Source organism: Paenibacillus radicis (ex Gao et al. 2016) (assembly GCF_014641555.1).
GTDB classification, from domain to species: domain Bacteria; phylum Bacillota; class Bacilli; order Paenibacillales; family Paenibacillaceae; genus Pristimantibacillus; species Pristimantibacillus radicis.
Genome location: NZ_BMHY01000003.1, coordinates 458,453 through 477,437, shown reverse-complemented (window position 1 = coordinate 477,437; position 18,985 = coordinate 458,453). Strand labels below are relative to the sequence as shown.

Below are 18,985 nucleotides of genomic sequence, written 5' to 3'. Positions count from 1 at the left end.
GGTTCATGAGTAGCGAAGCTAGATTCGCTATCGTACCGGTCGAAGGCGGACTGACCCTCTCGAGCGAAGTTAGCTTCGCTAAATAGCGAGCCGGTTCGTTGGAGAACAGCCCAAGAAAGGAAATCCCCTAGCCAAAACAGGCTGGGGGATTTCCTTTTTTGCCTATCATTTATTTCAGCAGCTTTTTGACCCATTTCAGCCTGTCGTTATAGGGTGGGAATAGGATGGTGATGTCCAGCAGCGTACTTTTTTTCAGGATGCTTTTCTGATGGGAAAATTGGTCGAAGCCATGCTTGCCATGGTAAGCGCCAATACCCGCATTGCCGATACCTCCGAAGGGCAGATAGGGATTGATAATGTGGGAGATCGTATCGTTGACGCAGCCTCCCCCGAACGAAATGCGGCTCAGCACCTCCTGCTCGACGGCGCGGTTTTCCGTGAACACGTAAAGGGCAAGCGGCTTAGGCCGCGCATTGACGCCGGCAATCGCATCGTCCAGGTCCTGATATTCCATAATGGGCAAAATCGGACCGAAAATTTCTTCCGCCATAGCAGCGTCTTTCCAGCATGCTGTATCCAGGAGCGTAGGCTCAATATAGAGATCGTCCCGATCTACTGTGCCTCCATAGCGTATACCAGCCCGATCCTGCTCGAGTATAGCCGCCAGCTGATCAAATCTTCTCGTATTGACGATGCGGCCGTAATCACGGCTAGTGGCGGCATCCGTTCCGTAGAAGCTCGAAATCGTCTCTTTCAGCTTAGCAATCAACTGCTCCTTAATGTCGGCATGCGCCAAAATATAATCCGGGGCAATGCAGGTCTGGCCCGTATTCATAAATTTACCCCAAGCGATCCGCTTGGCCGCCAGATCCAGATTTGCGGAGGCGTCGACGATAACCGGACTTTTTCCGCCCAGCTCCAGAATGACGGGCACGAGGTTCTTTGCGGCAGCCGTCATGACGATTTTGCCGACAGCGGTGCTTCCGGTAAAAAAGATCAGATCAAAAGGCGCATGGATGAGGAGGGAGGTGACCTCCTTCTCGCCTTCCACGACGCGAATATAAGCGGGATCGAAAGTTTCTCCGATCAAACGGGCGATAACTGCGGAGACATTCGGCGTCAATTCCGACGGCTTCAGCAGCGCACAGTTGCCTGCGGCAATTGCGCCAATCAACGGCTCCATGCAAAGCTGGAAGGGATAATTAAAAGGGCTAATAATTAAGACCGTGCCGTAAGGCTCCGAGCGGATAGAGCTGGTTGAAGGCATCAGTACAAGCGGCGTTTTAACCCTGCGGGGACGCGCCCAGCGCTTCAGTTGTTTAGCAGTGTGCCGAATGCTGTCCAGCGCAAAACCAATTTCAGTCGCATAGGCTTCAAAATCACCTTTACGCAAGTCCTGGTAAAGCGCTTTCGTAAGCTGCGGCTCAAATTTCCGGATAGCATCACGAAGCTTATGCAGTTGTGCAATCCGAAATTTCACATCTTGTGTTGCCCCGGCGGCAAAATAACGCTTATGCTCCTCTAGCGCTTGCCCAACACTATCCGCGTCTATCGTTGCGGTGGCGGTCATTAGCAGCCCTCCTTGTCATTATTTTCTAATTTTATTTTGAGCGAAAAGGGACACTTTTACAAGTAGTATGCGTTATTTGCGGCAGCAATTGTATAGAGAAGGGATTACCTGCCCAAAAAGCAAACAGCACTCCGCTTGTTAGTTGTGTCTAACTAGTGGAGTGCTGTTCATTGGCGAGCCCGGAAACTCCCGCCTTCTTATTAGGGATGAAGGCTAACTTACAGCCACAATACACAAACTAGGGCGATTAGCGCAGGCAAGCCTTGGACGAGCAAAATCGATTTTTTAGCAGTCAATCCGCCAAACAGAGCGGCAACCAGCACGCAGGCCAGAAAAAAAATCTCGATATGTCTGCCGATATCCGCGTTCGGATACAGCAAACCCCAGATCAAACCGGCAGCAAGAAAACCGTTGTACAGGCCTTGATTGGCAGCCAGCGATTTGGACATTTCCGCTTGCTCGGCGGTAAGCCCAAACGTGCGGAGCGTACGCGGAGCCGTCCAGCGGAACATTTCGAGATATAGAATGTACAGATGCTCAATCGCAACAATGGCTACTAAAATAATTGGCAGCAATGAAATCCCTCTTTTCAAAATTGTAATGGATCGTTAATTTAACGGCGTTGCTATTTAATGGACCTTGCATTATGCTTAATCTTCTTAAGGGTCAATAAGGAGGCGATTCAGCCATGGAAATAACGGAACAGCAGATTGCCGAATGGATGGTAGAAGAAATCAGATCGAAGGGAAATCTCCATCAGAGCGAAGCTATCGACTACGTCAAAGCTCATTTCGGAGAATCGTTCGTCTTCGTCAACGAGAAGGGCAACCCCTCTCTGTCGAAGGAAGTGAAGAAGGCGTTCCGCAAGCTGCATAAAGGAAGAATAGCTTGGGATCGGGACGGCTTTTTCTGGGCATGGACATAATAAGGATGAAGGATCGGTACACGGCTAGCAGCCTTGGAACCGGTCCTTTTCACTTTTATAATAGCGAACGGGCAACCACTCTGGCAACCGAAGAATCAGCATCGATATGGAGCGGAAGCGCGATGACTTCAAACGGGCCGGCGTCCAGCAATTTTTCCGCATTGGCTAAATTTTCGATCAGGAAAATCTGCTCCCGGAACAAAATTTGATGCACCTCGAACGGATAGTGGTCGGGAGAAGGCGTGTCTAGACCAACCATCTTCACTTGTTTGCGCACCATAAGCTCGGCGAAGCTCTCCGTCAGAACCGGATAGTGGTCAAAATAACCGGGGCTCCCGTACTGCTTGCCATGTCCGGTAAGAACGATAACAATATCATCGGGCTGAATCATCGCTTCGTATTCCGGCTTCGCATCAACGACGCTTTGTCCGCGCGCATCCAGCAGACAACCCGGGCCTATAAATCGGTCGACCGGAAACTCGTTGATTCGTGTATCGGTGTCGAGCAAGTGCATCGGGCCGTCGATATGAGTGCCGGCATGCATGTTGATCGTCAACAGATGATTATTGTAGCCGTCCTTTTTGAATTGCTTGGCATGCTCCAGCTTCGTTTCGGTATCACCCGGATAGACGGGCATGGCGGTTCGAATAGGATGAGACAAATCGATTAGCATGTATGGATATCCACCTAGCTCTCCTGCAGCTCATGATTAAGCCACTTAATGAATAATTGTGATGCCGCTGGCAGCATGGATTCGTTTGAACTGATCCATCCCAGCTGAAAGGGTTGATTGCCCGGCATGTCTAGCTGCAAGAGGATGATCTCCGAGTCTTGCGACTGCGTATTAAAGGAGAAGTCCAAGCCAACTGTCACTGCCAGGTTATCGGCAACCGATTTTTGAATAGCAACGAGGTTGTTCGTATGGAAAATGATTTGAAACGGTCCATAGTCCTGTTCCATCTGCTCGATGAAAAACTTTAAATAATCGTCCTTGTACAGCACAATCGGAAGCTGCATTAATTGTTGAGGCGTAATCGATTTGCGCAGCGCAAGCGGCGATTGTTTGCTCACTCCGACGACCATCCGTCCTTCCAGCAGCTTGCCGAAGGAGAGGCTGCCATGCTTACTGAGCATGTCCTCGTATAAAATAATGAGGCCAATATCAGCCCGATGATGCAGCACATCATCCATGATTTCACGAGTGCTCTTCTCAGTCATGACCATCTCAATATGGGGATAATCCCGCTTGAAACGGATGATGGTATGAATAAGCAGCGACAGCGGACCCGGAATAGCAGCCATGCGCAGCTCGCCCCGTTGAATGCCGGTGAATAGCTGAGCCTCTTGCTTCAACTCTTGCAGTTTTTGCAGCACTTCGACCGCTTTATCTACGATGGCTTGCCCTTCCACAGTAGCTGTTGCTCCATTGCGGGATCGGGCAAACAGCGTGACGCCGAGCTCCGCTTCGAGATTGGAGAGAGACTGGCTGACGGCGGATAACGTGACATGGCAGTTTTTTGCGGCCTGGGTAAGCGAGCCCGTCTTCGCAACTTCGACGATGAACTCCAACTGCTCCAAATGAATAATTCTCACGTCCCTTAGTTCAGTTTCGCTTAAGTTACACCTAATTAAGTATAAATATACTTAATATTAAGGCGGGATTACAATAGGGATGTAAATATTTTTCTTCATTTCAGAGGAGGTTCTTATAGATGGAAACAAAACGGGTTGCAGTCATTACAGGCGGAGCAAGCGGCATTGGCAGAGAGGCTAGCTTGGTATTCGCAAGCAAAGGTGATCGTGTCATCGTTGCCGATTTTAACGAAGCGGGCGGACAAGAAACGGTTGAGCGGATTCGCGAGGCGGGCGGCGAAGCCACGTTCATACAGGTTGACGTCTCGGATCAGGCGGCTGTTGAGTCGCTAGTGGAGCGTACGGTTGAAGTCTACGGACGTATTGACGTTATGTTCAACAATGCAGGCATTGGCGGAGCGGGCCCTGTACTGGGTCAGAACATGGACTTGTATCATAAAACGATCGCCATTAACCAGCATGGCGTTGCCTACGGTATTATTGCAGCGGGTCGTAAAATGAAGGAGCTCGGCATCAACGGCGTCATCATTAATACGGCATCCGTATTTGGCTTCTTGGCATCGCCGGGAACGTTTGCTTACCACGCTACGAAAGGCGCAGTCATTATGATGAGCAAATCAGCGGCTCTGGAGCTTGCGCCGCATGGGATTCGTGTCGTAGCGGTTGCACCGGGCGCAGTGGATACACCAATCATCCAGGGCTACAAGAACAACGGCATGCTAGACAGCATGCGGGCGAAAGTGATGGGCGGAGAGCTGACAAAGCCGGAAGCGGTAGCCAAATCAGTCTATCTCGTATCTCTTCCGGAAGCGGAGGCTATTACAGGCAGCGTCGTAATGGTCGATCAAGGCTATGCTTCATTTAAATAATAGGGCAATAGCTATAGCAGGACATTTCGGGTGGAGACGTTTCTCCTCCCGGGATGTCCTCTTGTTTTTGACCGCCGATTTATTCCTGTGGTAAACTGAACGGACGGAAAACATTTAAAACAAAATGTTTTCCGTGGTTTTATAGAGGCAGAGAGGTGCATAGGGATGAAAGAGCGAATTATGGAAGCCGTTCAGCATGAGGTTTCGCAGCGCGGTTTGAAATTTTCCATACGAGAGGTTGCAGCTAGAGCTGGCATCAGCACAAAGACGTTGTATCAGAACTTTTCCTCCAAGGAACAAATTGTCGCCAGGCTGGTTGAGGCATCGATCGAGGATATGCGAGCGCTTGAAGCTTCGTTCATACAGGATCAAACGCTGACAACATGGGAAAAGCTGCAGCATACGCTAGTTATTTTGCCTACCGGTTATGCGTTCTACGATATGCGCTCTATGCAGGATTTGCGAAATCTGTACCCGGAGCAATGGGTGGCGCTGGATCGTTTTCTCAAGGAAGGCTGGGATCAAATTCGGCTGCTTATTGCGCAGGGCATGGAAGAAGGTATTTTGCGAAAATTCGATGTTGATTTGTTTATCGATATGTACGTGGGCACTTTTTATTACTTTATGGAAACGAAAGGCGGTCTGACGCTGGATCTTGCCTTGAAGCAGACCGTCGATATATTAATGCATGGGATTGGGAAGGAAGAAGGGGAGGACGCATGAAGGCATACTTATTTCTAGCGCTCGCGATTGCCAGTGAAATTGCGGCAACATCGATGCTGAAGGCGTCAAACGGCTTTACGAAGCTTTATCCGAGTATTGGAACCGCAATCGGATTTGCGATCGCCTTTTATTCGCTGTCGCTGTCACTGCAGCAAATTCCGCTTGGCGTTGCTTATGCGATCTGGTCGGGTGTCGGTACGGCTATTACGGCGGTCATTGGCATCGTGATCTGGAAAGAGACGGCGAGCTTGTCGACGGCGATTGGTATTGTATTGATTATTGCAGGCGTAGTTGTATTGAACATGAAGGGCGCAGCCCATTAATTTGGATGAGAGCAAGCGAAGTCAGAATGGCTGCGACTGCTCTTTTTTCATGCCGCCCGCACGATTTTGGCATAGGGGGAATAGTTTGGAGGGGGAGCCATATGATATTGTAAGCGCTATCAATCGGAGGTGTTATCATGGGAACTCGTTTGTGGATGGAGCATGTCATCAAGCAGCGTTTTCCGCATGTTCGGTATATACGTATTCATAGTACGGGCAGCCATAAAGCGGTTATTTACGCTTGGGATGAGCATTTATGTTTGTCGGAAAAAGATACAGCTGATCTGTTTCGGTTTGCTTCGGATCATCTCCCGCAGGACGTCTGCTTTACGGTGAAGCCTTATGCGTCTGCGGTAGAGGATGGTGTCGCTCCGATTGAAGTGCCCGATCGGTTAAGAAGGGCGGCTATGAACGGCAGTCTGGATCAGGCTGGTGTGTTTGCCGAGTTGAATAGTTTGTTTACAGGTGTGGTAGTCGCCTATAAGCGTTACGATCTTCGTACAGGTACTGTTCATTTGGACGCTTACAGCTATGCTTCTATTGAGGAGCAGGCCAGAAGTGTCATTCAATCGCATGTCAATGAATTGATGCCGGTCGGCTCCACGGCAAGGGTCGTTTTTTATGGAACGTAATTTGCGGTTGTTCGTGACCATCAGTCATGCGAGACGCTGCCGCCTTCATCGTCAACGACCAGCGGACCGGCTGGCGAAGCCGGAAGCCTCGCTCGAAGAGAGTTCTTTATCTGCTTCCGACTTGCCGAAGGGCAGCATTCGGCTGCCGCAGGAATCGGGGGAGCAACGGGAAAGCGAATAGAGCTTATATTAGGTCTGGAAGCAAGGTCAAACGTGCAGCAGCAGCCCGTCTTTGCGGTTGTTGCTGCCGTTAGGGGGATAGCTTCATATAGCGGGAATGACTTATTGTCTTGACTTGTATACAAGAATACAAGTACAGTAGAGATAGAAAAATTCGAATAGGGGGCGTAAGGCGATGTCAACGAATAAGCCATCCCTTCCAACCATGCCGTCCTTGCCGCAGCAGGAGCAGCGCAAGTCGCTCGGCGATCAGATCTTTGAATCGATTCGTGAGCAGATCGTGACGATGAAGCTGGTGCCGGGCAGCATGATTTACGAGAATGAGCTTGCCGAAGCGCTTGGCGTCAGCCGAACGCCGGTGCGGGAGGCAATCCGCCTGCTCGTCAGTGAGCAGCTGCTGGATGTATTGCCGCAGCGGGGGACACGTATTGCGCTCATATCGGAGCGCAAAGTGAGCGAGGCGCGATTCATTCGCGAGCAATTAGAGCTAGGGGCGTTTCGACTAGCTGCTGTTAAATGGCGCGATATTGAAGCGGTCAGGGGAGCGGATGCCGCACTGGCCAAGCTGCTGGAAGAGCAGAGAGAGGCTGCAGCAGCAGGAGACGCCGCTTTGTTTTTCCAGCTCGACGAGACGTTTCATCGCATCGTGCTGGAGAGGGCGGGCAATGCCACGCTGCTGCAGATGGTATACCAAATGCGCGCGCATTTGAACCGCGCCCGTTACTTGGCGATTGAGCAGTTCGGGGATATGGGCCGGGTATTGGAGGAGCATGCGCTGCTGCTTGATGCGCTGCGCCAGGGCGATCCCGAATTGGCGGCATCGCGGCTGCAGCCGCATATCGGCAAGATCGACAACGAGCTGCCGGAGCTGCGCGACAGGTACCCGCATTATTTTAAAACCTAGCTACTAACTAACGCAGAGGAGGATATACAAGATGAAAATGGTGTTTCGCTGGTACGGGGAAGGCAATGATTCGGTGACGCTGAAGCAGATTAAGCAAATACCGGGCGTTGAGGGGCTTGTATGGTCGCTGCATGACGTTCCTGCCGGAGAAGAATGGCCGATGGACAAAATTTTGGACTATAAGCGTTTGGCTGACGAGCACGGCTTTCATCTAAAGGTCGTTGAGAGCGTTAACGTACACGAAGATATTAAGCTGGGACTGCCCTCACGCGATAAGTATATCGAGAACTACAAGCGGACGATCGAGAAGCTGGCTAAGGTGGGCGTGAAAGTGATTTGCTACAATTTCATGCCGATATTCGACTGGATTCGGACCGATCTGTTCAAAGAAATGGAGGACGGCTCGACGGCGCTATTTTTCGATAAAGCTAAGATTGAAAGCATGGCGGCCGAGGATCTCGTACGCAATATTAATGAGAATTCCGCCTTCACGATGCCGGGCTGGGAGCCCGAGCGTTTGCAGCGTATCGCACCTTTGTTTGAGGCGTATAAAAATGTCAGCGAGGAAGACTTGTTCAACCATTTGCAATACTTCTTGGAGCAAATCATACCGGTAGCCGAAGCTCATGATATCAAGATGGCTATTCACCCGGATGATCCTCCCTACTCGGTATTTGGACTTCCTCGGATCGTCACGAACCGCGACAATATTCAGCGCTTGCTGGGTCTTGTGGACAGCCCTTACAACGGCATTACGCTATGCAGCGGCTCGCTGGGTGCCAATCCAGGCAATGACGTGGCTGCAATGGTCCGCGAGTTTGCCGGCCGGATTCCGTTCGCCCATATTCGCAATGTGAAGGTGTACGAGAACGGTGATTTCATCGAAACCTCGCATCGTTCCAGCGATGGAACGGTCGATATTGCCGATGTTGTACGGGCTTATCATGAGAATGGCTATACGGGCTTCGCACGTCCGGATCATGGGCGTCATATTTGGGACGAGCAATGCCGGCCGGGCTATGGGCTGTATGACCGAGCGCTTGGCATTATGTATTTGTGGGGCGTATGGGATGCGCTTGAACGTGTAAAAGAAGGACGAGGTTAAGGATTGCATTCCTATTCAAGACAGGAGCTGCCAGCCGTTTATGACCGATTCGGGCGCAGATACGGCTGGCGCATCTATCAAAATGCTTACTTGCCGCCAGCGGCTTCCAGCGCGGCGATCATCGTCTTATAGCCGCGTTTCTTCGCGTGCTGTAACGGCGTCGTCCCGTCGTTATCGGCGAGATTAACGTTGGCGCCATTGTCGAGCAGCAGCTGTACAATTTCGGTGTGACGCTGGCCTCCATCGCCAAGAATGACCGCCTCCAGCAGCGCTGTCCAGCCTAAGTTGTTGACATGGTTAATCGCAACGCCGGAGTCTGCCAGCAGCGTCCGAACGATCTCCACATGTCCGCGATCCGCCGCCGGAATGAGCGCCGTACCGCCGAACCGGTTCGTAATCGTAGTATCTGCTCCAGCTTCGATCAGAATCGCCAATATTTCCGCAAGACCTTCTGCTCCTGCATATAGAAAAGGATTGTCCAAGCGATTGTCCTGCAGATTGATATCCGCTCCGGCTTCGATTAAGGCTCGGACTGTCTCTGGTTTGTTGCCGTGCACAGCCGCCATGATTGGCGTCCGTCCCCTGGAATCTTGTCCGTTGAGATCTGCGCCTCGATCCAATTCACGAAGCACCTCGGCGGTCCGGCCTGCTTCGGCCGCTCTAAACAGGTTGTTCATCTGAGCATCCTCCGTTTCTCCTGTAACAGCTATGCTGGTTCCGTCGTTCGGCTTATGCGAGGAAAGCTCGCTTTGGCAGCCATTCAGCAACATCATGCTCATTAAAAACAGCCCCATTCGTCCACGCATCCGTCCGTTCTCCTTTCCCGTGCCTGTACTACCGCCATAATAACATGAACCTTTCATCGTCGGAAAATATGGATTTCATCGGTTATCCATACGATATACATATCGCTTCGTTATCGTAACTATATATGAATGAAGAGGTTCAACGGAGCGGGGAGGCTGATACATGTATGAATTTTGGCGCAGCCAATGCATTTAATGTTTTTTTGTTCGGTGATCATACGCAGGTAAATGCCGCCGCTCAAGGGAGGGTAGCGGCAGGAGGGAACGTTAACTATCGGGACTATTCGGTTGGCACCGCCTTGCCAGTCTCAACGACGGATGCACAATTGATAATAGATGGAAATGTCCAGATTATTCGGGGAACGAATAACGGCAATACGATTGCTGCACCGGCCTCGGTTGTGACTCAATATACAATGAACAACCGGAATGGAGTAGCCGGTCAGCCGCTTGTGGACGAAAGGATTGATTTTGCCGAAGTGCAGGCTTTTCTGGAATGCTCTTCTGCAGGGTGGGCAGGGCTGCCCGTCAATGGCACGGCAATGACTCAATTCGGTGGTCTGGTTCTTACGGGGAAGGACCCTGTGCTGAACGTATTTACTTTTGACGCTGGCGATATCGATGGAAGCGGGCTGTCGCTTGCGGGAGCGAACAACGTTACGATTAACATGCCAAGCGGCTCGTTTGCGCTGATCAATTTACTCGGCAATGATATCGGTTTTGGCAGCTATGGTATCTCGTTGCCGGACGCTGGCGATCCCGTTGCGCCTGGCAGCCGTATCCTTTGGAATGTGCCGGAGGCTACCGCTTTTTTTCACCACAGCTTAATTATCGTCGGTTCCGTGCTGGCGCCATTTGCAGTTGTGACGGCGATGGGCTCGGGCCAGTTGAACGGTCAACTGATCGCCTTGTCTTATGACGGCAATACGAACAGTCTGATGGAAGCTTCGTATCCTTATCTGGGGTGCTTGCCCGATATTTGTGGTCTGCCCTCTATATCGGTAACAAAAACCGCGCAAGGTGCCGCTCAGTTTGCAGGGGTGCCAGGTACTCCGTTCGTTTATCAGGTTGTGATTCGCAATACCGGGGTTGTTCCCCTAACGAATATAACCATTACCGACAGCTTGCTGGGCGTAATGCAGCTTGTGGCAACACTGGCTCCAGGCCAGCTATATGTCAGTAAATTCAATGCTGTCGTAAGAGAGGGAAGGGCGGGAGAGCATTATGATAACATCGTCACGGTAAAAAGCGACCAAACGGCGGAGCAAGCGGCTTCGTCACGGATTGTGATTGAAGCGTTGCCCATCGACGTATCCTTTGTCGAAACCGTCAACAAGAAGACAGCGCTTCCTGGGGAGGAAGTCATATTTAGTTATTTTCTAGTCAATAACGGAAATGCTCCTTTAACCGATGCGACAGTCACTGATAATTCATTGCGTATATCCAAAACGCTAGGGACTGTTTTCTCGGGAGAGCTGTTAACACAGACATACGTTATACCTAAGAATACGCCGCCGGGCACGGTCATTACGAGTACGGGAAGGCTGATGGCGGCCAACCTTCTTTTCCCCGGCTATCTCCAAGCTACCGCAGCAGTGCTCGTGACGGAAACCCCTATAGTCAGCTTGAGTAAGCGGAGCAGCATGAATGAGGCATTCCCTGGGGATGTCATCACGTATGCGATTCGGATTTCCAATGATTCTGTTATTACGACGGCAAACAATTTGCAGATTATCGACGGCCTGCTTGGGTTGAATAAATCGATTGACACGCTGCCCCCAGACTCTGTCGTCACTTATACGCAGTTGCTTAAGGTTCCTGCTGAGGCGCCGGCAGGGAGTACGATCGACAACACCGCAACCTTGCGATCGGCATTTGGCGTGGAGCAAGCGTCCAATACAGTTCGGGTAGGGAGCAGCCCCGGACTGCTCATTGCCAAAGACGTGGATAAGGAGTTTGCCAGTCCAGGCGATACGATTCAATACACCATAACTTTGATTAATACGGGCAATACGGTACTGACCGATATTACGCTAACGGACTCACTGGTTGGACTTAACCGGACGGTTCCGCCGATTCAAATTGGTGAAAAAGCGGTTATTACGGCAAGCTATGTCATTCCAAAAGGAACGCTACCTGATACGATTGTCAGCAATACCGTCGTTGCGCAGAGTCCTACTCTTGGCACGATAACGGATGATGCGTCAGTCATTGTTACGACAGTGTCTGTACCAGAGCCAATTCCTGCTCCAGAGCCGCAGCCGGAACCAGAGCCGGTCCCATCGCCGCAGCCGGTTCCTGCGCAACAAGCCATGTTAAGTGTAACCGGATTTGCCAATCGCTCGTTAGTGGCTCCCAATGAATCCGTCGTTTTTACCGCTATCCTAACCAATAAATCCGGCGTAACCGTCAGGAATATTCAATTGCAATCTCCGCTATTTCAATATAATGGACTGCTGCAGCAGCTGCTGCCGGGTCAGAGCTATCGCTTGGAGGGCGTATTTAACGTGCTGCCGGGGACGGCGCCAGGAACGGTCATTAATGGGTCGCTGTTGGTGAACAGTACACAGACGGAAGCGATGAAAGTATCCGCCGATGTTGTGGTGCTGGCAGCGCCGAATGCAAGCTTGGAGTTGTCTGTGTCGCCTATCGAAGTGATTCCAGGAGAAGCCGTAAATTATGTCGTGATGGTACGCAATACGGGGAATATCGATTTGACCAACGTCTTTATCCGGGACTCGCTGCTGCTTCGCTCCGTATGGCTCAATCGTTTTGTAGAGGGATCTGTTCTGCGGGGAAATGTGCGGGTTGTGGTACGGGCGGCGCCTGGCAGCGTTGTGACCGACCGTGTCCGTATGACCGCTGATCAGCTCAGCTTGGAAAGCGATGTTGCAGCTTATACTGTGTTTGGTCTGGTTGTGAAATTAAGCGCCAATCGCTCAGCCGCCATGATAGGAGATACCATTGTGTTTTCTGTGACGGTCTCGAATCCTTCCTTGACGGAAGCGGCAGGTATAACGGTCTTTGAACTGCTGCCCCCGTTGACCTCCGCATTGCCGGGGAGTTTGACAAGGAACGGTGTGCCGCTCCCCGCCAATGATTTTTCCGCCGGCCTACCGCTCGGAGAGCTGACTCCAGGAAATTCGATAGTCATTACGTACGGAGTTATTTTGAAGGCGGAACCAAGCAACGGACTGCTGCCAACCCAGGTTTCTGCGACCTTTTTCTTTCCGTCGACCTCCAGGCAATTAAGGGGCGTCTCCGATTCGAACCAGCTGGTTCTCACAATTGAGGAAGAGGAGGAGTAGATGACGGCTCCATGTCTTCCAGATGCCAACTATAGGAAAGGGAAAATCGTCCGAAGCATCCGTTTCTTCTTAGTGCGCCTGCCAGTTGCTGCACTAGGAAGATCAGGAAGGAACTCGGATGGGGGTCTGGAGACAGCTGCATTTTGAAGTGCGGCATAAAGGGTCTCGACGCTTGCCGAGAGCTGGGCGAGGGTCTGGCGTATTTCCTCCATTTCTTGGCGGTGATGCAGCAGTTGGAAGGTGACGACCTCATCCGCTTTATGGGAGAGGGATGATTCGAGCTGTCCGAGACGGATGAGCAGCGGCTCTGGTTCTTCAGTTATGGATGACGAAGATGGTGCTGCTGCGGAATTCGCTGGTTGTAAGGAGGGAGATAACAAGAGCGGCTCTTGGCTGGGAGGCAGCTTAATATCGGGCAGGCCTGTGCCTTCCTCCAATTCGGACTTAATGCGTTTTAGCTTATCCAGCGCCTCATCATCAAAAATATAATGACCAAACATATCTTTCGGAAATGCGGACGGGAACAGAGAGACCCAACGTCTGACGGTCGTTTCGCTGACAGCAAGCTGCTGGGCAGCTTCTTTTGTTTTCAGAAACGTCATGAATGATCACCTCACGGTTCGGAATATATCAGGTATTCGCTCTGTTTGCTTGAGTCCCTTCCGGTCTGACAAAGGTAGTGTTCAATCGCTAAAAGAAGTGGATTTCTGCTAAGAGCGGCAGGATGAATGATTGAGCAGGCTCCCATAAGAAGGGGCAGAGGCTCATAGGGATACACGGTTATGCGCCCACACCGATAGGCGGTTGCGTACGTACAATAACCTAATGAACCTTAGAGCATGAGGAGGGAATGCTTTGATTGTCATTTCAGGCGTGAACACAGAGCAGGCGATTCAACAAATGCCCTTATCGGAGCTGGAGAAGGAGATTGTTCGCGACAAGCAGCAGAGCCCTGTCGTTTATCGTTTTGATTCGCCGGCGGCTTTGCGATTCGAATTGGCGATGCGGCAAAGCATCGTTAATGCGGCCAAAGCGCTTCATGACAGTGATGCATCATTTGCGATTTTTGAGAAATCACGCTGCAACAGCCAATATTGGACGCGGACCAGCAGCGGCGGCTTCCAATTGAATAACGGAGTTCGGCCGTCTGACGCTATTCGCGATATTTTCCGCAATGGCAAGCAGTACGCATTTGAATGCGCCACCGCCATCGTGATTACCTGGTACAAAGCGATTCTTGACGTCATTGGCGATGACGCGTTCAATATGTATTTCACCAATCTCTATTTGCGTGACTGGAATCACGACAGTGATCTATGGCTCATTTCGACCCATGACAGCAAAGAATCGTTTCCTGGCGATGTCCTTTATTTCAAAAATCCCGATCATGATGCAGATACGCCGGAATGGCAAGGGGAGAACGTCGTTAAGCTGAATGGCGATCTGTTCTTCGGGCATGGCGTCGGCATCGAGACAGAGGCGGATATGATCGCAGCCCTGAATAAAGCCCGGGAACCGGGGAGCACAACATCGGCGTATTTGTCGGATCTCGTCGTGTTCCCGAACTTTGAGTATTTGCGCAGGCTTTCCGCGCGGCTGCATGCAGAGCTGAACAGGAGATCGAGGGAGCTAGGTGCCCGGCAAGAGGTGCCGATCATCGCGGTCATCGGCTCGCAGAATGTCGCGCGTTAGAATGTGTGCGGGTACGAGCTGGCCTTACAGGTTGAGAAGCAGCCCGGAATGAACTGAAATAGAGGAATGTAGAAGACTGCTTTTCTAACAGCTCAGTTACGCTGAAATTGCAGTTTTTGCGTCATAACGAAGCAATTTCGCTAAATAGAGAAGGTAACTTCGCTGCGGGGATTAGGGTAAGGCGGGCAGCATAGGATAGCGAATCAAACTTCGCAACTCGTGAACCAAGGTTCGTGAAAAGCGAAATTTGGTTCGCTATTTGTCTTTCGGCCAAGCTGGACATGCCCGCAGCGAAAATCACTTCGCTGAATAGCGAAGCAGCTTCGTAAACTCCACCGCTGAACAATGAACTAGCAACTGATTACCGAACAATGGACATCATTGACCTCTATAAACAAACGAACAGCTTCGAAGAGCAGTGATTCTGGTCAGCATGAACTGGCAGAAAAGAAAGCGGCGAGCATCCCGCTCACCGCTTTTATCTAGGAAATAACGCCTTTGGTTTGGTTATTAAACGGTATCTTATTCGATCTCTTGCTCATTATATATCGGGCAATTAGCAGGTTTGGTATCCAGGCAAGCCAAGCGATGACGACAAAGGATACGTTCGTATCGCTAATCCCGAGAATGACAGCAGCTAACGTCGTATAAATACGAAGCGAGATGGCTGCGCAGGAAAGCGCATAGTTGTAAGTCATCCAGCGGCCGTGCTTGGCGGCATCGCGGTTGACGATGATGCTCTCGAGGCTCCGGTACAACGTGAATAGCCAGAGAATGGACAGGACGCTGAAACCAATCCGGGCGCTCCAACCGCCGTTTGAATAAAAGGCAAGGTACAAGCCGGTTAGGCCGCCGATTGCTATCGCCGCCGAGTAGATATAGCCGATTGCGCGATGCAGCCAAGGCGCCTTAAGGCGAAGCCGCTTCACGAATTGCAGCCAGCCGATCGCTAAGGCAATTCCGGCGGACACGGCGTGCGCCCACAAGATGCCATACCAAATGGCTGGCATCGCCCCTTTTTCGGTTACAAACAACTGCTCTCGCAGGCCTTCTGGCGAACCATAAAATAATAGTGCATAAGCTCCAATCGCCAAGGCGAAAAAAGCGAGTGCACCAAAAGCACACAATCGAAATAGTTTGCCGCTCATATTCATGGAGGTATCTCCTTCAGTTATTTGGAATAGATTTACTTTACCGTTCCCATTGTAGCACCGGAATAGAGGGCCTTGAACGGACCTGCGGCGGATGGAGCCACCCGACTTAGGTTGGGGGTGTTTAGCGGATTGTCCATCCTATGATGATTAAATGCACATTTGATTTGTGAAGAGCCGCGGCAAAGCTTCGCTCATTGGTCAAATCCAAAAAAATGGCGGTACCAAGGATCCATTCCCGAGCACCGCCATTTCGTTATGTTCACCTGTTTGTTCGATTACCAGTTGGAGCCGCCGGAGGAATTTCCGCCGCCATTGTTTTTATTATTATTGCTGCTGAAAGAAGATCCGCCTGAGGAGCTCTTATTGCTGCTCCCGCCGAACGAAGATCCGCCCGAGGAGTTCTTGCTGCTACTGCTGCTGCTCCAGTTGGAGCCTCCGCTGCTGTTGCTGCTACTATTGCTGCTGCTTTTGCTACTATTACTACTACTGCTGTTGCTGCTAAACCAAGAAGAACTGGATTTTGGTTTAGGCGGCTTAGGGCGAGGACGTTCTTCACGTTCCTCATTTGTTGTTTGGTGGTATACAACGGTTCGAGTCGCTTGAATCCGCTGTTGCTGCTGCATTAATGCATTTGCTTGCAGCTGACTTTGGATTCGGTTGGCGCTGCCAAGGGAGAGAACGAACTCCTCCAATTGTTTGAGCCAGCCTAGCGCTTCCTCATACATACCGGTCTGAATACAGCGTTCCGCCGAATTTTTCAATTCATTATAAGACTGCTTAATCTTCCGTTTGTACAGCATCCCTTTGGCTAATACCAATTGCTGCTTAAAGGAGGTGTCCAGCATATTAAGCTTTTGCACGGCTGTATATTTATTTTGTTCGATCCGCTGAATCATCGTACAGATGGAAGCAACCGTTTCGTGGAAGCTGTCGCCATATTGTTCGAGCAGCAGCAAGTTGCATAGGCTGCTGGTTGCCGCATTTTGGAAGGTCTCGGATTGCGAGTCAATGGCGCTTTCTGCATCATGCATGAACTCCGGCGTCAGATAAATACGGTTCGTTTTACAATGCTCAATCGCTTGATGGTAAAGGGATAGATCGGTGTCGAATTGGTTGCGCAGCCCGTAGTTGGTTGCGTCCCACTGCTCGATCGTCGCCAGCATAGTGGCTGCAGCAGCTTCGAACGTCTCGAAATCTTCAGCTAAGTCATCGAAAATACTTTTGGCGGACTCGAAGTTTTGCTCGCGATCTCCGGTCTGGGTTTTCGCAATGTCCAAATCTTTGCTTGCCGCTGTGAGATCTCTTAGCCAGTTGTCGTATTCCTCTTGCATATCTGTCCACAGCGATTTTACATAACGATGGGACAATTGAAGAAGCTCATCGCTTAATTTATCCCGTGTAACGATCAGCTGTTTAAGCTTGTGATCTAAAGCGTCGGCCTTGTCCATGTTGCTTCGTCTCAACTCGCCTAGCTTGGTAATGCTGGATACGGCTTCGCGAAGGAGCTTGTGGCACTGCTCCCACAAGGAGCGGGCCGATGAGACTTGACCTTGCTTTAATTCATCCAGCATCTGCTCGGACAGCGTTTTGCTCCGATCAACCAGAGACAGTGTGTCGGCTTCGAATGCATGCAAATTGTGAATTTGAATGATTTCCTTGACGCTTTCACGGCAATTCCGTTCCTGCTCAGGGAATCCGAGCAATAAGCCATGCAGCTCTACCAGCTCATCGTATTCCGATTGCAGGGCATTGCAGGTACGCTCTGCCTTCAAGGCCCATTCCGTCCCCGAGAGAACGTCGAAAGCGGATTGCTCCGTGGCTTTGGCAAGTACGGTTTTGGCTTCCTCAAGCGATTGACGGAGCGGCATCAGCTGGCTGCCCAGCTTCTGAGCCATATCATTGATACCGATTTCGATCCGGTTCAAGTTGCCGGCAATTCGGCTGGCGAACGGTCCGAGCTTCTTCTCGGCATCAGCCAGTTCATTGGCCTTGCGTGTAACGACTGCAATCTTTTTCTCGTTCTCTACCATATGTTCTGTGTAGAGGAGCAGGTAATAATAAAGAGTTTTTGTTTTCAAAACCATAACGGCATCGGCGTCCATCTCTTTGCCGAGCTGTTCCGTTTCCAGCAAAAGCGCCGTTAATTGCTTTTCCTGATCTTTAACGACGGCTCCGGTCCGTCCTTGACTCATTTCGGAGAGAGGCGTAAGCGCATCAAGCGCTTGTGCCAGCTCAACCGACTGCATGGCAATTTGCTCGCGAACCTCGGCCAGCTTTTTCTTGAGCTTTAAGCCGCTGAACAAACGCTTAAGAACTATAATGGCTGCTATTACGAACACTACGAAAAGGACGAATATTAAGAGGCCCATGAAAAATGCACCAAAGTTAATCGGCTCACCAGCAGGTTCTGTTTTCTCGGTTTTTTCGGTCTTTTCCGGTTTTTTGGTGGCGTCTGTTTTTACCGGGTTCTGAGCTCCGGCAGCAGCCGGTTTCTCAGTAGGCTTAGCCGCAGGTGCCGGCATCAGCTTATTCATTGAAGTCATTAAATTCCGTACAGCACCTAGAAAGTCGCCTTCCTTGGCGGAGGGAATGAAATGCTTATCGACAAACTCTACTAACTTCTTCTCGGTTTTATCGCCGTCGCCGTCATAATCGGCAGGCAGCTTATCGAGTTTCTTCTGAAGCTCACTGTTGTTAAAGTTAACCTCTATGCGCCGCTCTTTGTCCGCAATAACGATTAATACGTCGTTTTTGGTCAATTCCCAGCTTTTATAGATAGAGGTGGCGTATTTAGCAGAATCTGTGCCATTGAGCGTCGGGATTGTAAGAATGTAATAGTGCAAGCTGCCGCTAACGGCTTCGGCCCGCAACGCCTTTTTGTCCTTTTCCTGAAAATAGGAAGCGCGGTCCTGCACATGGCCTAAGTTTTTAGGCAGCTCAGCTGCAAAGATCGTGCTTGTCCAAAGCAGCATAAAAAGAACGAGGAACACGGGTATTCGCATTAGCTTCAATGAAAGTCCTCCTTGACGCACTGAAATCGTTCTATTCCAGCATTTTCTAGTAGTCTCTCTAGTATACCGGAATTGGTCCGCAAGCACTATACACAAAAAAACACCCTTCGACAGCGGCTGTCGAAGAGTCTCTAGTCATTGACGCTTGAAGGAAGGAATGCTTTAATGTTGAGATAATATGTAAAAAGAG

At 50.6% G+C, this 18,985-nt stretch carries 18 protein-coding genes; 10 read left to right on the top strand and 8 right to left on the bottom strand.

The window, feature by feature from the left end; all coding sequences use genetic code 11:
* Positions 1 to 169 precede the first annotated feature (169 nt).
* Both IEX98_RS10745 and IEX98_RS10740 read right to left on the bottom strand, forming a co-directional pair.
* Positions 170 to 1,570, bottom strand: a complete 1,401-nt coding sequence (locus IEX98_RS10745; RefSeq protein WP_188889064.1) for an aldehyde dehydrogenase — start codon at positions 1,568 to 1,570, stop codon at positions 170 to 172.
* Positions 1,571 to 1,788: 218 nt separating this feature from the next.
* Complete coding sequence (locus IEX98_RS10740; protein WP_188889352.1) at positions 1,789 to 2,151, bottom strand: DUF1304 domain-containing protein; 363 nt, start codon at positions 2,149 to 2,151, stop codon at positions 1,789 to 1,791.
* Positions 2,152 to 2,258: 107 nt separating this feature from the next.
* On the opposite strand from IEX98_RS10740, the gene IEX98_RS10735 reads away from it, so the two are divergent.
* The gene (locus tag IEX98_RS10735; protein ID WP_188889063.1) at positions 2,259 to 2,495 is read left to right on the top strand and encodes a DUF6953 family protein; all 237 of its coding nucleotides are present in this window, start codon (positions 2,259 to 2,261) and stop codon (positions 2,493 to 2,495) included.
* Positions 2,496 to 2,550: 55 nt separating this feature from the next.
* On the opposite strand, the gene IEX98_RS10730 is transcribed toward IEX98_RS10735, so the two are convergent.
* A complete protein-coding gene (locus IEX98_RS10730; protein WP_188889061.1) occupies positions 2,551 to 3,168 on the bottom strand; it encodes a cyclase family protein in 618 nt (205 codons plus the stop codon).
* Positions 3,169 to 3,182: 14 nt separating this feature from the next.
* Entirely contained in the window at positions 3,183 to 4,073 is an 891-nt protein-coding gene (locus IEX98_RS10725) for a LysR family transcriptional regulator (RefSeq protein ID WP_188889059.1), read from the bottom strand.
* 134 nt (positions 4,074 to 4,207) lie between these two features.
* On the opposite strand from IEX98_RS10725, the gene IEX98_RS10720 reads away from it, so the two are divergent.
* The 7 genes from IEX98_RS10720 to uxuA all read left to right on the top strand — a co-directional run bounded on the left by IEX98_RS10720 (position 4,208) and on the right by uxuA (position 8,824).
* On the top strand, positions 4,208 to 4,957 hold the full coding sequence (locus tag IEX98_RS10720) for an SDR family NAD(P)-dependent oxidoreductase (protein ID WP_188889058.1): 750 nt from the start codon (positions 4,208 to 4,210) through the stop codon (positions 4,955 to 4,957).
* A gap of 165 nt (positions 4,958 to 5,122) precedes the next feature.
* Positions 5,123 to 5,680, top strand: coding sequence for a TetR/AcrR family transcriptional regulator (locus IEX98_RS10715; protein ID WP_188889057.1), 558 nt, complete (start codon positions 5,123 to 5,125; stop codon positions 5,678 to 5,680).
* Positions 5,677 to 6,003 (top strand): DMT family transporter, encoded by a 327-nt coding sequence (locus tag IEX98_RS10710; protein ID WP_188889056.1) that lies wholly within the window; start codon positions 5,677 to 5,679, stop codon positions 6,001 to 6,003. Before IEX98_RS10715 ends, IEX98_RS10710 begins: the two co-directional genes overlap by 4 nt.
* 137 nt (positions 6,004 to 6,140) lie before the next feature.
* Positions 6,141 to 6,635, top strand: a complete 495-nt coding sequence (locus tag IEX98_RS10705; RefSeq protein ID WP_188889055.1) for a hypothetical protein — start codon at positions 6,141 to 6,143, stop codon at positions 6,633 to 6,635.
* Positions 6,625 to 6,816 carry a hypothetical protein gene (locus IEX98_RS10700; RefSeq protein WP_188889054.1) on the top strand — a complete coding sequence of 64 codons (192 nt, stop codon included), beginning with the start codon at positions 6,625 to 6,627 and terminating at the stop codon, positions 6,814 to 6,816. The genes IEX98_RS10705 and IEX98_RS10700 overlap by 11 nt, the downstream gene beginning before the upstream one ends.
* Before the next feature lie 174 nt (positions 6,817 to 6,990).
* Positions 6,991 to 7,719 (top strand): GntR family transcriptional regulator, encoded by a 729-nt coding sequence (locus IEX98_RS10695; RefSeq protein WP_188889052.1) that lies wholly within the window; start codon positions 6,991 to 6,993, stop codon positions 7,717 to 7,719.
* Between the two features lie 31 nt (positions 7,720 to 7,750).
* Positions 7,751 to 8,824, top strand: a complete 1,074-nt coding sequence (uxuA, locus tag IEX98_RS10690) for a mannonate dehydratase (protein WP_188889050.1) — start codon at positions 7,751 to 7,753, stop codon at positions 8,822 to 8,824.
* A gap of 86 nt (positions 8,825 to 8,910) precedes the next feature.
* Here the strand turns inward: uxuA and IEX98_RS10685 are convergent, their stop codons facing one another.
* Positions 8,911 to 9,630 (bottom strand): ankyrin repeat domain-containing protein, encoded by a 720-nt coding sequence (locus tag IEX98_RS10685; RefSeq protein WP_229692086.1) that lies wholly within the window; start codon positions 9,628 to 9,630, stop codon positions 8,911 to 8,913.
* A gap of 167 nt (positions 9,631 to 9,797) precedes the next feature.
* On the opposite strand from IEX98_RS10685, the gene IEX98_RS10680 reads away from it, so the two are divergent.
* Positions 9,798 to 12,938 carry a choice-of-anchor A family protein gene (locus IEX98_RS10680; RefSeq protein ID WP_188889047.1) on the top strand — a complete coding sequence of 1,047 codons (3,141 nt, stop codon included), beginning with the start codon at positions 9,798 to 9,800 and terminating at the stop codon, positions 12,936 to 12,938.
* Between the two features lie 29 nt (positions 12,939 to 12,967).
* Here IEX98_RS10680 and IEX98_RS10675 read toward each other — a convergent pair whose 3' ends face one another.
* A complete protein-coding gene (locus tag IEX98_RS10675; RefSeq protein ID WP_188889045.1) occupies positions 12,968 to 13,540 on the bottom strand; it encodes a MerR family transcriptional regulator in 573 nt (190 codons plus the stop codon).
* A gap of 253 nt (positions 13,541 to 13,793) precedes the next feature.
* Between IEX98_RS10675 and IEX98_RS10670 the strand changes: the two genes are divergently transcribed.
* Positions 13,794 to 14,630 carry a protein-glutamine gamma-glutamyltransferase gene (locus tag IEX98_RS10670; RefSeq protein ID WP_188889042.1) on the top strand — a complete coding sequence of 279 codons (837 nt, stop codon included), beginning with the start codon at positions 13,794 to 13,796 and terminating at the stop codon, positions 14,628 to 14,630.
* A gap of 482 nt (positions 14,631 to 15,112) precedes the next feature.
* On the opposite strand, the gene IEX98_RS10665 is transcribed toward IEX98_RS10670, so the two are convergent.
* Together IEX98_RS10665 and IEX98_RS10660 are read right to left on the bottom strand one after the other, a co-directional pair.
* Entirely contained in the window at positions 15,113 to 15,784 is a 672-nt protein-coding gene (locus IEX98_RS10665; protein ID WP_188889040.1) for a DUF2306 domain-containing protein, read from the bottom strand.
* A gap of 275 nt (positions 15,785 to 16,059) precedes the next feature.
* On the bottom strand, positions 16,060 to 18,786 hold the full coding sequence (locus tag IEX98_RS10660) for a TPM domain-containing protein (RefSeq protein ID WP_229692105.1): 2,727 nt from the start codon (positions 18,784 to 18,786) through the stop codon (positions 16,060 to 16,062).
* Positions 18,787 to 18,985 lie beyond the last annotated feature (199 nt).